This is a genomic window from Terriglobales bacterium (genome assembly GCA_035764005.1).
Lineage (GTDB): Bacteria > Acidobacteriota > Terriglobia > Terriglobales > Acidobacteriaceae > Gp1-AA112.
The window spans coordinates 46400-62459 of the sequence record DASTZZ010000017.1; the positions used below are offsets into that span (position 1 = coordinate 46400).

The window sequence follows — 16060 nt, forward strand, 5'->3', positions numbered from 1 at the left end:
CTCCCGGTTTGGAGGTTTCTCATGGCAACGGCAGCAATTCCTAAAACGAAAATCGCTGGTGGCAGCTTTCTCATTGAAGATCGCCGTCCTGACGAGGTCTTCACGCCTGAAGACTTTACCGACGAGCATCGCCAGATCGCTCAGACCACGGAGGAATTTGCGCTGAAAGAGATTGTCCCGAACATCGAGAAGATCGAGCACAAGGACTACTCCGTCAGCCGCGAGCTCATCAAGAAAGCCAGCGAACTCGGCCTCGCGTCCGTCGACATTCCCGAAGAGTACGGCGGGATGGACATGGACAAAGTCACCTCCGCCATTATCGCCGACTACATTGCCAAATCGGGAAGCTTCAGCGTTACCTGGGGAGCGCACGTCGGCATAGGCACGCTGCCGATCGTTTACTTCGGCACGCCCGAGCAGAAGCAGAAGTATCTGCCGAAGCTCGCATCAGGCGAGTGGGTGGGAGCGTATGCGCTGTCAGAATCTTCCTCAGGATCAGACGCCCTCAACTGTCGTTCTCGTGCCGAACTCTCCGCCGACGGCAAGCACTACGTGCTCAATGGCGAGAAGATGTGGATCACGAATGCCAAATTTGCCGACCTCTACGTCATCTTCGCCAAGGTTGGCGGCGAGAAGTTCTCGGCGTTCATCGTCGAGCGCACGTTTCCTGGATTTTCAGTGGGAGCCGAGGAGAAGAAGCTGGGAATTCGCGGTTCTTCGACATGTCCGCTGATTCTCAATGATTGCCAGGTACCGGTTGAAAACGTCCTGGGAGAAATCGGCAAAGGACACATCATCGCTTTTAACATTTTGAACATCGGCCGTTTCAAATTGGGAGCCGGATGCGTCGGTGGCGCGCGAAACTCGCTGCAGACCGCACTCTCATATGCCAAGCAGCGCAAGGCGTTCGGCAAGACTCTGTCCGAGTTTGGCCTGATTCGGGAAAAGATCGCGGACATTGCGACGGGCATTTACGTTGGTGAGGCCTTGGCTTATCGCACAGTAGGCATGATCGATGAGGCTTTGCGGGATATCGACAAGAAATCGCCCGACGCTTCTACCCAGATTCGGAAGGGGATCGAGGAATACGCCGTCGAGTGCTCGATCCTGAAAGTCTGGGGCTCGGAGATGCTCGATCGCGTCGTCGACCACGTGGTGCAGATTTATGGTGGCTACGGCTTCGTCGAAGAGTATCCGGCGGAGCGCGCCTATCGCGACTCGCGCGTGAACCGCATCTTCGAGGGCACGAACGAGATCAACCGCATGATCATCACCGGCTGGCTGATGAAGCGGGCGATGAGCGGACAGCTCGCGTTGATGCCGGCTATCAAAAAGCTCATGGATGAGGTGCTATCCGGCCCATCGATGGGCGAAGAAGTGGAAGGAGCGCTTGCATCCGAGCGCACGCTGGTCGGCAACGCCAAGAAAACTGCGCTGTTTGTCGCGGGAGTGGCTTCCCAGCGATACATGATGGAGCTCGCCGATCAGCAGGAGGTTATGGCCGCGCTGGCCGACGTAATCATCGAAGTCTTTGCCATGGATTCGGCGCTCCTGCGAACTATGAAGCTGGTGCAGGCGCAAGGGGGAAGCACGGCAGGTCTTCCAGTCGCTATGACTCAGGTTTATCTGTCCGAAGCAATGGCGCGCATCGAAGTCGCGGCCCGGCGCGTGCTGGCTGCGGCTGCGGAAGGCGACAACCTGCGGATTCAGACGACGATCCTTCGCCGGCTCATGAAGCACGAACCGACCAACGTGATCGGACTACGCCAGCAGATCGCTACCAGGACCATCGAGGCAGGGAAGTACACGATCAGCTAGGGCCACTTGGTCGTAACGTTCAATCCTCTCGGGGTCGCTGCGTCAGTACCGTTCGCGGTAGCGAACGGGTGAGGCGCTCTTGCCTCGCACCCCGGATCCGGGAGAGCTCTGTCGCCGTTCAAATCGCGAAACGCGCGTTTGCCGATCTCCACCCCAGCTCTAACTCTCTGAGTCCGCGCGAGATCCTGCTTTACCTCGAATTTACCCACAGGCGAGCATCGCTGGATTGTTCTCGCAATCCCACCGCCCTCAAATCGTGCACGTTCGCACTGCGCTGCGAACGAACGACTCTCGATTGGAGGATTGCAGAGATGTCAGAAGTGCAACTCAGACTGGAAGGAACTAGGGTGGCTGTTTTTCAGGAAGCCATTCGGGTGCAACAGAACGTTATTGCCACATCGGAAAAGAAGGTCCTGAGGTGGCTGGCATCAAGAACGCCCGAGGCCGTGAATTCTGATCACCTCACCGCGCTAGGTGCACTGGGCATGCTTCTCACCGGAGCGTCCTATGCATTCGCAGCCTACGGCCAATATGGGCTGTTGCTTGCCTGTGTTTTTCTCGCCCTGAACTGGCTCGGCGACAGTCTTGACGGAACGCTGGCCCGACACCGTAACCGGCAACGACCCCGGTATGGCTTCTACGTCGACCACATCATCGACTGCTTCGGAGTAACCGCGGTGCTTGCAGGTCTCAGCGCTTCAGGCTTCATGCAGCCGATTGTAGCTGCCTGGGTCCTCATCGCGTACTTGCTGCTATCTGCCGAAATCTTTCTGGCTACCTACGCGCTGGGCAAATTCGAGATGTCATATGGCGGGCTCGGTCCTACTGAGCTGCGCATCCTGCTGTGTATTGGCAATGTGTACCTGTTCTTTCAACCTGCTGCCCACCCGTTTGGATTGCCGCTGAGCCTCCTCGACTTCGGTGGAGCAATTGGCGCGATCGGCATGACGGGGATCGCTCTGTTCTCGGCGATCAAGCATGGACGAGTTCTCTTCGAAGCGGAGAGACTCAAATGAAAACAGATCGATCGCAATGGAGTCGATGGGGGATATTCAATCTTGTAGGGCTACTCGGCTTCGGAATTCAACTCGTTGTGCTTTTCTTCTTCAAGCGCTTTGTCGGACTCGATTATCGGCTGGCGACCGCCTGTGCCGTCGAAGTTGCCTTGGTTCACAATTTCATCTGGCATGAGCGCGTTACCTGGGCAGATGTCATTTCAGGTCGTGCCGGGGTTGGGAGTCGCCTCTTTCGTTTTCATGCAGCCAACGGTCTAATTTCGATGGTCGGCAACGTCGTGTTTACGTGGACGCTGGTAACGTGGGCCAGAATGCCCTATCTGCTCGCGAATGCGGTGAGCATACTCATCTGTTCGCTGCTCAATTTCGTGGTTGGTGATCGCCTGGTATTCCGCTCGCGAACGCGCGACAGAGGCGGGCCGACGCTCTGGTTTAGAGCATCCGGCCGCGAGATCGTTTGAGGATCAGAGTGTGCCTTTATCCAGCACGGCGAAGAGTTCTCCGGTCACCAGATCCGGCGCGAGATCGCCGTCGATTTCCGTGAGCAGTCCTCGTTTGCGGTAGTACTCGCTGAGAGGGAGAGTCTCTTTATCGTATGCGGTGAGCCGAATGTCGATCGCTTCTTCGCTGTCGTCCTTGCGGAAGGTGAGCTTCGCGCCATCTTTGTCGCACACTTCGTCATTTTTCGGAGGCGTCGTATAGATGTTGTAGATAGTCCCGCAGACCGGACACGTGCGGCGCCCAGTAAGACGCTTCCGCAGCTTGTCGTAATCGACGGAGATCTTAATCACACGCAGCGGCAGCTTCGATCCGCGAGCGGCAAGGAATCCATCAAGCCACTCGGCCTGGGCTACAGTGCGAGGGAAACCGTCGAGGATGTATCCACGCGCACAATCCGGACGGGCAACGCGCTCGGCCACCATGTCACAAACGATGTCGTCCGACACGAGTTTGCCGGAATCCATTACTGCCTTGGCTTTCTTGCCCAGTTCGGTGCCCAGCTTCACGTTTTCCCGGAGCAAATCTCCGGTCGAGATTTGCGGCACGCCATACCGCTCCACGATTTGTTTGGCTTGAGTCCCTTTTCCTGCGCCGGGAGGACCAAGCAGAATAATTGGACCGACCGCTCGAGCTACGTAGTCGGCCACCGATGTTGCAGGAGTATTCATTAGAAAATAGAAGCCTGAATATGAGTTCTCCGCCACCACTGCAGCGGACAAGGTCTAGTGTAAACGGTTCCCCACCTTGGCAGGAGCGCTCGTCAGTACGTCCGTGGTAGCGGATGGGTACGGATTTGGACTACTGTTTCCACCTAGCCCGCAAGAATCGCGGGATCGGGAACACTCTTCGAAGCCTCCTGACCGGCAGGGAGGAGATCGGCGAAGACGAAACCCTCGCGTTCCACCGTTTCGCCGCTCCGGATGCTGATAGGAGAACGAAGCATCGGCCCGTCGTAAACAAAGGTGTGAAACTCGCCGTTCTCGGCACAGAGATCTACGGATGGTGGCAGATCGCGCAAGAGCCGCTCGTCGTATTCCCGGCCAGCATATTCGGCCGGAACAGAGCGCGGATCTACGCAAGTAAGCCGCGCCTTCAAACCGGAGTCGATCATGTCTCGCGACAACTCCCCGGTTGGAATGCCCCAAAGCGGGAATAGCAGCTCCAGCCCCAAGCCGCCGAAGCGGCTCTCTCGATAAGCGCGGATGTCCTGCAGAAATAGATCGCCGAAGGCAATGGCCTCGATTCCCAGCCGTTGCATGAAATGCAGAGCATTGGTCATTCGGCGTTCGTAATGTTCGTTGGTACAGGGTGAGGGAAGGGGGACCACCCAGAGTGGAAGCCCTGCCGCCAATGCCTGGGCTTCGAGCAGTTCCCTCCGAACACCGTGTATGGCTACTCGGTTGTATTGCTGATTAATAGTGGTCAGCAGTCCGAGAATCGCGTACTCCTTGGGCTGTCGACGCAGCGTGTATAGGGTCCATGCGCTGTCTTTGCCACCGCTCCACGAGATTACGACGCGCTTCGGCATTGGGTTCAGGCCAGCTATTGTACCGGGCCGTATACCGAAGCCCAGAAAAGTAGTGTTACGCTTATCGAGTTCCTCAGCTATGTCCAGCCAGGCATCATCGGCGCAAAACACAATCGTCGCTGCCCAGGAATTCCCTGTGCTTCTCCGCATTGAGGGAGACAAGCAGCAGGCGGTTCCGCTGGTCACGTTTCCTTTTACGATTGGCCGCCGTGCGGAGAAGAACTTGGTTATCACCGATCCGATGGCTTCGCGCGATCACGCCGAAATCGTGCAAATGGGTGGCGAATACTTCTTGCTCGACCTGGCCAGCAAGCATGGCACGTTCGTAAACGGTACGCCGGTCAAGCGTCACAAGCTGATCAACAACGATCGCATTCAGTTCGGCAGCAACAACGATCGCAACTTTGTAATTTTTCAGTATGGAACTACATCGCAAACGGGCAGCGCAGCGCGCGAACTGCTAAGCCAGATTTCCGGACTTCAGGTCGAGAAGGAAGCTTCCGACCTCGAGAAGCTTGCGTTTTTCCTCGAAGTAGCGCGCAAGCTCAACAGCCGTGGCGCGCTCGATGACGTTCTAGTCACACTTGTTGAGGCTACCTTGCGTATTACCGGCGCCGAGCGCGGCTTTGTTTTCCTGGTGCAGAAGGACGGAGAGCTCAGTCTTGGAGTTGGGCGCAATTCGCTAGGCGACGAACTCAAGGACGACAGCACTATCTCGCACTCCATCCTTCAGGACGCAATGACCTCCGCGTCGCGCGTGATCATTACAGACACAGCGAGCCACTCCGATCTCGCAGCCCGCCAGAGCATCGTCGCTCACGATCTGCGCACTGTGATCTGCATGCCGTTGTTTCGCACGAATATTTCAGCGCAGAGCCAAACAGCAGCGGAAGGCGAGCAGCAGCGACCGATTAATGGCGTTCTCTATCTCGACAGCCGGTTGGCTTCGCGTGGTCTATCGAGCCTGAGTCGCGACATTCTCAACACGGTCGCGACGGAAGCTGCGGCGCTCATCGAAACCGCCCAACTGGCCCAGTCAGAACAGAACGCACGCCTGTATCAGAAAGAACTCGCCATCGCCGCCAGCATTCAGCAGCGGTTGATGACCGTTGTGATTCCGGAAGTGCACTTCGCTCGCCTGCGCGCGCGAAGCCTACCCTGCCAGGAGATCGGCGGCGACTTCTACGACGCCGTGATTGCGGATGGAAATCTCTACCTCGTTTTAGCCGACATTTGCGGAAAAGGCGTTTCCGCTGCAATTCTGGCTTCCATTCTGCAAGGAATGATCTACTCGCAACTTGTTTCGCACGTTCCTCTCAGCGAGATTGCATCGGCGGTCAATCGCTTCCTCTGCGTGAAGAAGCTCGGCGAGAAATACGCCACGTGCAACGTGCTGAAAGTGAAGCCAAATGGCGAATGCGAGTTCCTCAATTGTGGACATGTCCCTGCCGTTCGCGTTGCGAATGGAAACATCCTGCGTCCGAGCGAGGGTAATCTGCCTTTAGGACTCATTCCCACTGCTGAATTTGAGACTTACACCTTCAGGCTGGAACCTGGTGATCGCATCGTGCTCGTGAGCGATGGCGTGAACGAAGCGCAAAATCGGGAAGCTGAATTCTTCGGGGATGAACGCCTCGAAGCGACCGTGCTTGCCGGAAAAGATCTCTTCGCCGCCGTCAGCGACTTCGCGCAAGGCGCTCCCCCTTCTGACGACTGCACCACCGTAGAACTCGAGTACCTCGGAAGCTAGATTAAACCCGCACAAGCGCAGCCCTTTTCGTCACTCAAAGCTGATCTGGTCCCCGCGCACAGTCGAGTGCTTCAGGAATGCGCTGTGATTGTGATGAGGGAAATCGCTGCGGAAGTGCGCTCCGCGGCTTTCTTCTCGGGCTAACGCCGAACGCGTGATGAGCGCCCCCACCGTAAGCAGGTTTCGGGTTTCGATCGATTGCCGATCCACGCCTGACCCTGCCACTCTCTCCCAATCTGGAAATTGCTGCTCAAGCTTCTCGAGGCCTGCTCGATTGCGGACAACTCCCGCATACTCCCACATTGAGTGACGGAGCTGCGCAGCAATCCGAGCGGCGTCGCCGGGGCTGTGACCTTGAGACTCTCCGCAAGGTCGTGCTGCACCAATTCCTCGTTCTTCTCGCATCGCCCCCGCTACGCGCGCGCCGAATACCAGTCCCTCAAGCAGAGAATTGCTGGCAAGGCGATTCGCTCCGTGCACTCCAGTGCAGGCGGTCTCGCCGGCAGCATATAACCCCGGCACCGAACTTCGCCCATGCAAATCCGTCTTGATCCCTCCCATCAGGTAATGCGCGGCGGGACGCACGGGGATGAGATCGCGGGTTATATCAATTCCATACTGTTGGCACGTAGAGTAAATGCGCGGAAAGCGGGCGCGCAGTATGGCCGCGTCGAGATGACGCATATCCAGATATGCAGTCGCCTGGGCTTTTTTGCTGGCTGCAATCTCCTGCACGATTGCGCGCGCCACCACGTCACGCGGAGCAAGCTCAGCCATTGGGTGGTATTGCGGCATGAAGCGTACGCGCGCGGGATTCAAGAGCAACGCACCTTCACCCCGCAGCGCTTCAGAAAGCAGGAACCGCGGTGCGCCAGGTACTGAGAGCGCGGTTGGATGGAACTGGAAAAACTCCATGTCACTGATCGCAGCTCCCGCGCGATAGGCCATGGCTATACCATCACCTGTGGCGACCGATGGATTGGTTGTGTCGGAATAAACTTGTCCTGCGCCCCCGGTGGCGAGCAGAACTGCGCGAGCACGGACGCTGGTCCGGGTTCCATCCGGGGAAAGCAGGAAGACGCCCGTGATTGCGCCCTCGTTGACGCAGAGATCAGCCGTGAACTCAAACTCAGTAAAGGAAATGTTAGGAATAGCACGCGCGCGAGCGATGAGAGCTCGTCCGATTTCGCGTCCCGTGGAATCCCCATGGGCATGCAGAATGCGCGAGCGGCTGTGCGCGCCTTCGCGCGTAAAGCTGAGCCGGCTGCCGCTGCGGTCAAACTCCGTTCCCCAGTTGATCAGCTCCTGGATCCGTTGCGGCCCTTCTTCTACGAGCACCCGAGCCGCTTCTATATTTACTAGCCCATCGCCGGCATCGATCGTGTCCTGCAGGTGAAGCGCGACTTCGTCGTCGTCGCTCAGGGCAACAGCGATTCCGCCCTGTGCATATTGCGTATTGCTCTCGGTGACTTCCTGCTTGGTCACAACGAGAACGCGGCCAGCTTCGGCAAGACCTATGGCAGCGCGGAGTCCGGCGATTCCGCCTCCGACCACGATGAAATCTGTCTCGGATGGAAGCGATGCCATAAAAGGAAACTTCGATGGTAGCACGCGCGATTTGCTTACTTACTCACTGGATTAGCGTGGCGCACAATCGCGCGAGAACGCGTGGGATATGATGAAAAGCTTGTGAAAAAGATCACGGTAAAAACTAAGACCGCGTCTTATCCGGTGCTGGTGGAGGGAGGCATTCTCAAGCGAGCCGGCAAGACGATCTCCAAGCTGCTCCCAAGTAAGAAGTCTCGATGCTTCGTGGTCACGGTTGAACCGGTCTGGAGGCTCTGGGGAGAAGCGCTGCAGAGGAGTCTTGCGGACGCGAAGATCGATTATTTCGTGCTACAGATGCCGGACGGCGAGCGCAATAAGAGCGTCACGACAGTCGAGCAACTGGCAGAACGGATGGCCACAAAAGGAGCTGATCGCAATGCTGTAGTGATCGCATTCGGCGGAGGCGTGGTCGGCGACCTCGCCGGACTGCTGGCTTCGGTTTACATGCGTGGGGTGGAATTCGTTCAGATTCCGACCACGCTCCTGGCACAGGTTGATGCAGCCATTGGCGGGAAGACAGGCGTAAATCTGCGCGCAGGAAAGAATCTGTTCGGAACGTTTCACCATCCGCTGATCGTGATCTCCGACCCCGAAGTCCTTTCCACCCTCCCAGATCGGGAATTTCGTGCGGGCTTGTTCGAGGTGATCAAGTCCGGAGTCATTCGCGATCGTAAGCTGTTCGAAATCACCGAGAAAGATCGCGAGAAGCTGCTGGCTCGCGATCCAGCACTTCTTGAACGAGTAATTCACGACTGCGCGCGCATCAAAGCTGAAGTCGTGGCGGCGGATGAAAAAGAATCTAACCTGCGCCGTATCCTCAACTTTGGGCACACAGTCGGTCACGCGTTGGAAGCGGACACCGGATATCGCCATTTTCTGCACGGCGAAGCTGTCGGGTGGGGTATGGCCGCCGCAGCAATGATCGGCACTGCCGTGCACAAAACATCTCCCGAATTGGCACAACGGATCGTCTCCTGCGTGCTCGCCTATTCGCCGCTTCCGGAAGTGAACAGCCGCCCCGAAGAGATCGTGCGCCGCACGCGCGGAGACAAAAAGACGCTCGACGGTAAAGTGAATTTCATTCTGGCGACAGAAATCGGCAAAGTGATCATTTCCAATCGTGTGCCCGACGAAGTCGTTGCGCACGCGGTAGAGCAACTGCACGTATTGTCCCGCAGCTAATGTCTACAACGATGAGAGATCATGAGGAGCACGTGACCGGCGCTGCCCCCGCAGGTGCAACGGACGAGCGCGCTGCCGCCCAGGCAGTGCAGCAGATGTTTGACGAGATCTCTCCGCGTTACGATCTGCTCAACCATGTGCTCTCGATGAACGTGGATCGCCTGTGGTGGTGGCGCACCGCACGCTCTTTGCGTTCGGCGTTGCAGAACCCGGGCGCCCGCGCGCTGGACTTATGCTGTGGTACCGGCGACATGGCGCGCGCTCTTCGGAAGCAAGCTCCGAAAGCGACTATCGTCGGCGTAGATTTTTCGCGCGGTATGTTGAAACGCGGCGAAGCGAAATTTCACGAGCACAATATCGCTCCCGTTGAAGCCGACGCTTTGCGCTTGCCTTTCCCAGATCAGACCTTCGGACTGGTAGTTTCCGCCTTCGGCTTTCGCAATCTCGCCAACTACGATGCGGGCTTGCGCGAAATTTATCGCGTACTGTGTCCTGGTGGAGAACTGGGCATTCTGGATTTCAGCGAACCCGGCGGGCTACTTGGAAAATTGTACGGGTTCTATTTCAGAAGGGTGCTTCCCAAAATAGGAGCCGCTATTTCTGGCGTAAACGGCCCTTATTCGTATTTGCCGGCCTCGGTGTCGCGGTTTCCTCCTCCTGCAGAGATCATCGGCCGAATGGAAGCAGCGGGTTATATGAAAGCTCGATGGCAGCGTTATACATTCGGTGTGGCAGGACTTTATCGGGGAGTAAAACGCCACGCTACTTGCAACTCGTAGCTTAGACATTGCCTTTGAGATTGTCTTCCCTCGGGCGCCGCCACGTCGGTTAGTTGCCGAAGACATGTGTTGGGGTGAGAGAAGATCCACCCCTCCACGCCGTAGACTCTGTGCAACCACTAGAGTGGAAATCGGCAGCGCTGTTTACTCCTCGGGTTCCGACCCACTGCACAATTTCCAGTGCTGTGTGCAGAATGTCGGCGCTCTATGATCAAGGCGATTTTCCGACTCACAGACGTCGAAAGAAAAAAAATCTTCCGGCTACGCGAGATGGGTGTGCGTCCGCCAGACATCGCACGCCGCTTCGGCCTCAGCGAAGGCGTAGTGCACAAGATTGTGCAGGCGCAACGCGCCATGCACTCGGCCGCAGCTCGCTCCAAAATGGGCCCGCAACGCAGCGCCGCCAACGAAGGCCCGCAGAAGCAAGAGGCATCGTAGGCTATATCTTCCGTTGCGGTAAGCTCTTGTTCGAAGACGAGCAATCAGCGTGTGCCTTTCGAATGTTCCGCCGTTTCGTGATTTGTGATTGCGTGATTTCGATCGCGAAATAAACGAAATCACGCAATCGCGAAATCCTGCCCGACCTCGTCCGCTCTGTACACCGTTGATGCCCGTAGGTCTTTATCCAAGCGAAGATTCCACACCACAGGTGCATCCTGTCGCAGAACCAATTAAGCTAGAGTGCTACACAATCCTCTATGGCCTCTGAGAATTCATTTGATGTGGTGAGCAAGATCGACCTGCAGGAGGTGGCGAACGCCATTCAGCAGGCGCTCAAAGAAATTCACACGCGCTTTGATTTGAAGGACTCGAAATCGAACATCGGTATGGAAGGGAAGGACGCAATCGTGCTCTCCTCCGCCGACGAGTACAAACTGAAGGCCGTCACCGACGTCCTTCAGACCAAACTGGTGAAGCGCCAAGTGCCGCTGAAAGGCTTGCAATACCAGGCGATAGAGCCGGCGGCGGGATCGACGGTGCGCCAGAAAATCACCTTGCAGCAGGGAATTCCGATTGAGAAGGCGCGCGAGATCGTTAAGCTAATCAAGGACTCGAAGCTAAAAGTTCAAGCTTCGATTCAAGGTGACACCGTGCGCGTGAGCGGCAAGGACCGCGATACCCTGCAGCAGGTAATCGGCATACTGCGTAACAAGGATTTCGGTATCGACATGCAGTTCACCAACTACAGGTCCAACTAGAGTGAGTACTCCGGCCAGCGTCGCGGCGAAAGAAGTCTTTGATCTTCTGCGCGACGACTTGCTCGCCATCGAGCGTGAGTTCGAGCGCGATGCCGTTTCGGGCGTCACCGTCATTACTGAGATTGGCGAATATCTTCGCGAGGGCGGAGGAAAGCGAATCCGTCCGGCGCTCCTGTTGCTCGCCGCGAAGCTCTCCGGATACGAAGGGCAAGGAGCCGTCCGGCTCGGATCAGTCGTGGAGATCGTCCACACCGCCACGCTTGTACACGACGACATCATTGATGAGGCGCTTACTCGACGCGGTCGTCCCTCCGCGAATACACAGTGGGGTAATTCAAAGTGCGTACTCGCGGGCGACTGGCTGTACATGCAGGCCTTCAAGATCGCCCTCGAGGAGCACAACTTCAAAGTGCTCGACCTGCTGATCGGACTCACGCAGCAGATGGTCGAAGGTGAGCTCATGCAGATGGAGCGGCTTGGACGGATCATCAGCCAAGCCGAGCATCTCGACCTCATATATCGCAAGACAGCTTGCCTATTTTCGGTGTCGATGAAGCTCGGGGCCGTCCTTGGCCGGGCTAGCGCTGATGACGAAGATCGGCTAGGCGAATACGGACGCAATCTGGGATTGGCGTTCCAAATTGTCGATGACGTGCTTGACCTCACAGCATCGGAAGACGTGCTGGGTAAACCGGTCGCGAGCGATCTTCGCGAAGGCAAAGTCACCATGGCGGTGATTCACGCCCTTGATCGTTGTACCGAATCAGAACGCAAGTTAATCGAAACCGTTCTCGACGAGCGCTGCTTCGCGAACGTTGCGCATCGAGATGTTGTTTCCATTCTGGAACGCTATAGCTCCGTCGAGTACGCCATGGCCTCGGCCAACGAGCACGCCGAACAGGCACGCCGCGCGATCGCGCCATTTCCCGACAATGAAATCAAACGTGCACTCTTGTGGATACCTGAGTTCGTAGTGGGAAGAGAGAAGTAGATTTCGGGAATTCAGTTTTTTCGTGGAAAAACTTTGCTCTCACAACACTGTCATCCTTCGCGCAGCTGCGAATCTGGTTACCGTTCGAGAACTTGTTTTGCTGCGCGGGGGATCTGGTTTTCCGCGCGAGCACAACCAAGAAGCAGATCCCCCGCTCCGCAAAAATCAATAAATTGGTGTGGAAATGGCATCGCGGCGGAGCGAGGGATGATAAATGTGTTTAAGGGGAGTTCTGGTAAGAAATCGGGAGAACCTATATTTTTGGTGAGAATTCAGCAGACCCTAGACAAACATGCCTTCATCGCCCGTCGTAGATCTTTGTCTCTGCTGATTCTTTGTCTCGCGTTTCTGATTGAGCAGCGAGCCAATCCCAACGGTGATAGCGTTGAGAATGCCATTTACGTGCCGCACGGGTGAGAGCACAGAATTTTGCACAGCGCCCGTGGTTCTCTCCACGCGCTCGAGAGTGCGCGTGACCATGTCGTCGGCCTGGACCACCTTATTCTTAGCGCGGACTGCAATTTCAACGGCGGTATCGCCGAGGGTCGTAGCATGGCGCTTCACATTGGCGGAGGCCTCCGCCAGATTCGAGGTAATTTCCTTCACCTTCGGAGTGGCATCCGCAACGATATCGCGCGCGTTCTCGATAAGCGGAGTAGCACGCCGCTGCACGTCGAGCGCAATGGTTTCCATCTGAGAAGTTGTGCGGCGGACTGTTAAATAGATGCCAAGCAGGATCAGCATCTGCAGCACGACGGCTACAGAAGTAATCGCAATAAAGGCGGTCAGGAGGTTGGAGTTCATGCGGAATGCACTCGGTCCATCGCGCGGTGCGATGGACCGAAGCGCGGCTAACCCTTGGGCTCGACTGCTTCACGATAGGCCTGGCGTCCGGCCTCAACCGCGGATGAGATCTGATCCTTGGAACGGCCGACGGCGTCTTTGCCCTTCCTCACCCAGGTATCGACCTGCCCTCTGAACTCCTGGCTGCGATTGGCGATATAGTCGCGTCCCTCGGTGGCCGATTGACGAATTGTGTCCCGTGTCTCGCGGCCTGATTTGGGGGCATATAGAACGCCTACCAGAGCGCCAAGTCCAAGACCTGCAAGGAACCATCCAATGCTGCTGCTGTCGTTATCAGACATAACTGCCTCCCAGCAAAATTGCCAGTGGAAGTGATGTTAGCACAACGACGACGGGCTCTTTCTGCCCGGCAGCAACTCTAGCTCAAGGAACTTCCGTTACGACTAGTGGTACCGAAGTGGTCTGTGAAGAGCCCGGACCGACCATCACGTCGAAGGTTCCTGGCTCGACCACCCAATGCATGTCTGCGTTGAGCATTGAAAGTTCCCTGGGTCCAATTCGGAACTTCACGGTCTTTCGCTGACCGGCATCGAGATGGACGCGCTCAAATCCTTCGAGCTCCATAACAGGACGCGTGACTGACGCGACGCGCTCGTGAATGTACATTTGAGCGACCTCATCTCCCGCGCGCGTCCCTGTGTTTACCACGTCCACTGAGACGGTGGCCTCACCTCCGGGATAGATTTGCTGCGGTTCCACGTGCACATTTTCAAGGTTGAACGTCGTGTAACTCAAACCGAAGCCAAACGGAAATAGCGGGGTCCGCGTGGAAAACGCGTAAGTGCGATTCATCGAAGGTTTGTGGTTGTAGTAGTCGGGCAGCTGACCGACCGATCTAGGAAAAGTGATGGGAAGTTTTCCGCCGGGATTTACGTCACCGAACAACACCTCCGCGGCAGCCGTTCCGCCCTCCTGACCGAGGTACCAGCCTTCGAGAATCGCAGGGACGTGCTCGGCGGTGTAGTTGATTGAGAGCGGACGTCCGTTGATCAGAAAAACTACAGTCGGCTTGCCAGTCTCGACAATGGCCCGAACCAACTCATTTTGAGCGCCAAGCAGATCGAGCGAATCGCGATCGCCCAGATGCTGTTCCGACCAGGCTTCACGGTTCGTGCTTTCGTTCTCGCCGATAACGACGATGGCCACATCAGACTTGCGCGCGACTTCGACGGCAGTTCGAATCGCAGTTGCCTGAGTCGCTGGATCGACCAACTTCACATCGTTCTCGTACCAGCCGCGCCAGCCTTCTTGAGCAGTGGTGATCTTGCAGCCCTCGGCATAGAGTACGCTTGCCTGCGAGCCGACGCGTGCGCGGATGCCATTGAGAATGCTGACCTGATGCGCGGGCTCGCGGCTGTAACCTCCAAGATGGACATCGGCCGCGTTGGGCCCGATCACTGCGATGCTCTTCAGCTTCTTCAAGTCGAGTGGCAATAGATTGCCGTCGTTCTTCAGCAGCACGATGGCCTCTTCGGCAGCTTTGCGCGCCAGCTGCTGGTGCTCTGGGCTGTTGGTGATCTTCTGGGCGTAATCGGGATCGATGTAGGGATTCTCGAATAGTCCTAAACGGAACTTCGCCGCAAGGACATGAGCGACAGCATCGTCGAGTTGCTGCTGCGGCACAATGCCTCGACGTACTTGATCGAGAAGAGTCGCGTAAGTCGATCCGTCGGAAAGATCGAAATCAACTCCTGCCGCAATCGCCAGTCGCGCGGCCTGAGCTTTGTCCGCCGCGACGTGATGCGTATTGACGAGCATGTCCAGTCCATTCCCGTCGGAAGTCACATATCCGCGGAAGCCCCACTCCTGGCGCAGCACGCGCTGCAGGAGCCAATGATTGATGTGCGACGGAATCCCATCGATCTCGTTGTAGGAAGCCATCACACTTCCTACGTGCGCTTCTTCGACGGCTGCCCGAAATGGGACAAAAAAAATTTCCCGAATCACTCGCTCGGAGTAGTTTCCCGGAGCAGTGTTCGTGCCGCCCTCTGGCTGTCCATGGACGGCGAAGTGTTTGGCGGTGGCGAGCACATGATGGCGATCGATTAGATAATTCGGTCCCTGCAAGCCTTCGACGGCGGCAACGCCGATGCGCGCCGCCAGATACGGATCTTCTCCGTAAGTCTCTTCCGTCCGCCCCCAGCGCGGATCGCGCGCCAGGTCGAGCACCGGAGTAAACGCCTGATTCACTCCAGATGAGGCCATCTCATCGGCAGCAGCATTGAACACCTCGCGCACCAAACTAGGATCCCAAGTGCTGGCAAGTCCCAGCGCCTGCGGAAAACTAGTGCTCCCGTTTTCCATAAATCCGTGCAACGCCTCGCCCTGAAAGATAGCGGGAATGCCAAGGCGTGTCTTCTCGACCAAATACCTCTGCGCAGCGTTGCGCAGCACCGCACTGTCATGAGGGGTGAAATCGGAATCGATGCTGTGGAGCTTGCGAAACGCGGCGGGCGCGTCCTCCGGCTTGAATTTGCTTGTGGTATCGACTATCGGGCGAGGCCGTCCGCCGGCGATCTGCTCGATCTTTTCTTCGAGTGTCATGCGGCTGAGAAGATCTGCGACGCGGTCGTTGATCGCAAGTTGGGAATTGCGATACGGCTCCGTCGCAGTTGTTCCGGAGTCTGCAACTTGCGCAAACATCACGATCGGGATGGCACAGATCACTGCGATTTTCCACAACGAAGGACCGCACACCGCGTTTTCGTGAACCTGATCACACGGCGCCCGTCTCGGCTGTGATGTCGGTCTAGAACTTGGCTTCATGTTTCGCATTTTAGAAATCACAAGGCAGAACGCCCGGGAGGGGAGCCAGTTGTAAATC

Annotated in this window: 15 protein-coding genes; 9 read left to right on the forward strand and 6 right to left on the reverse strand. The window is 56.9% G+C overall.

The genetic code is table 11. The annotated features are described in order from the left end of the window. Positions 1–21 precede the first annotated feature (21 nt). From VFU50_02065 to VFU50_02075, 3 genes are all read left to right on the forward strand, one after another. Complete coding sequence (locus VFU50_02065; GenBank protein HEU5231615.1) at positions 22–1818, forward strand: acyl-CoA dehydrogenase family protein; 1797 nt, start codon at positions 22–24, stop codon at positions 1816–1818. Between the two features lie 347 nt (positions 1819–2165). Continuing rightward, complete coding sequence (locus tag VFU50_02070) at positions 2166–2834, forward strand: CDP-alcohol phosphatidyltransferase family protein (GenBank protein HEU5231616.1); 669 nt, start codon at positions 2166–2168, stop codon at positions 2832–2834. After that, on the forward strand, positions 2831–3295 hold the full coding sequence (locus VFU50_02075; GenBank protein HEU5231617.1) for a GtrA family protein: 465 nt from the start codon (positions 2831–2833) through the stop codon (positions 3293–3295). The genes VFU50_02070 and VFU50_02075 overlap by 4 nt, the downstream gene beginning before the upstream one ends. 3 nt (positions 3296–3298) lie before the next feature. On the opposite strand, the gene VFU50_02080 is transcribed toward VFU50_02075, so the two are convergent. Continuing rightward, positions 3299–4003: an adenylate kinase gene (locus VFU50_02080; protein ID HEU5231618.1), complete on the reverse strand. Its 705-nt coding sequence runs from the start codon at positions 4001–4003 to the stop codon at positions 3299–3301. Between the two features lie 143 nt (positions 4004–4146). Beyond that, complete coding sequence (locus VFU50_02085) at positions 4147–4863, reverse strand: ATP-binding protein (GenBank protein HEU5231619.1); 717 nt, start codon at positions 4861–4863, stop codon at positions 4147–4149. A gap of 79 nt (positions 4864–4942) precedes the next feature. Between VFU50_02085 and VFU50_02090 the strand changes: the two genes are divergently transcribed. Continuing rightward, on the forward strand, positions 4943–6613 hold the full coding sequence (locus VFU50_02090; GenBank protein ID HEU5231620.1) for a SpoIIE family protein phosphatase: 1671 nt from the start codon (positions 4943–4945) through the stop codon (positions 6611–6613). Positions 6614–6643: 30 nt separating this feature from the next. Here VFU50_02090 and nadB read toward each other — a convergent pair whose 3' ends face one another. Continuing rightward, on the reverse strand, positions 6644–8200 hold the full coding sequence (gene nadB / locus VFU50_02095) for an L-aspartate oxidase (GenBank protein HEU5231621.1): 1557 nt from the start codon (positions 8198–8200) through the stop codon (positions 6644–6646). A gap of 81 nt (positions 8201–8281) precedes the next feature. Here nadB and aroB point away from each other — a divergent pair, with 81 nt between their 5' ends. From aroB to VFU50_02120, 5 genes are all read left to right on the forward strand, one after another. After that, positions 8282–9403 (forward strand): 3-dehydroquinate synthase, encoded by a 1122-nt coding sequence (aroB, locus tag VFU50_02100; protein ID HEU5231622.1) that lies wholly within the window; start codon positions 8282–8284, stop codon positions 9401–9403. 11 nt (positions 9404–9414) lie between these two features. Next, entirely contained in the window at positions 9415–10182 is a 768-nt protein-coding gene (locus tag VFU50_02105; protein HEU5231623.1) for a ubiquinone/menaquinone biosynthesis methyltransferase, read from the forward strand. Between the two features lie 207 nt (positions 10183–10389). Further along, positions 10390–10620, forward strand: a complete 231-nt coding sequence (locus VFU50_02110) for a hypothetical protein (protein ID HEU5231624.1) — start codon at positions 10390–10392, stop codon at positions 10618–10620. Positions 10621–10880: 260 nt separating this feature from the next. Then, the gene (locus VFU50_02115) at positions 10881–11381 is read left to right on the forward strand and encodes a YajQ family cyclic di-GMP-binding protein (GenBank protein ID HEU5231625.1); all 501 of its coding nucleotides are present in this window, start codon (positions 10881–10883) and stop codon (positions 11379–11381) included. Between the two features lies 1 nt (position 11382). Further along, on the forward strand, positions 11383–12372 hold the full coding sequence (locus VFU50_02120; protein ID HEU5231626.1) for a polyprenyl synthetase family protein: 990 nt from the start codon (positions 11383–11385) through the stop codon (positions 12370–12372). A gap of 282 nt (positions 12373–12654) precedes the next feature. Here VFU50_02120 and VFU50_02125 read toward each other — a convergent pair whose 3' ends face one another. The 3 genes from VFU50_02125 to VFU50_02135 all read right to left on the reverse strand — a co-directional run bounded on the left by VFU50_02125 (position 12655) and on the right by VFU50_02135 (position 15903). Further along, the gene (locus tag VFU50_02125) at positions 12655–13176 is read right to left on the reverse strand and encodes a hypothetical protein (GenBank protein HEU5231627.1); all 522 of its coding nucleotides are present in this window, start codon (positions 13174–13176) and stop codon (positions 12655–12657) included. A gap of 47 nt (positions 13177–13223) precedes the next feature. Continuing rightward, on the reverse strand, positions 13224–13517 hold the full coding sequence (locus VFU50_02130; GenBank protein HEU5231628.1) for a YtxH domain-containing protein: 294 nt from the start codon (positions 13515–13517) through the stop codon (positions 13224–13226). An 82-nt stretch (positions 13518–13599) separates the two neighbouring features. Further along, positions 13600–15903, reverse strand: a complete 2304-nt coding sequence (locus VFU50_02135) for a glycoside hydrolase family 3 N-terminal domain-containing protein (GenBank protein HEU5231629.1) — start codon at positions 15901–15903, stop codon at positions 13600–13602. Between the last annotated feature and the right edge of the window lie 157 nt (positions 15904–16060).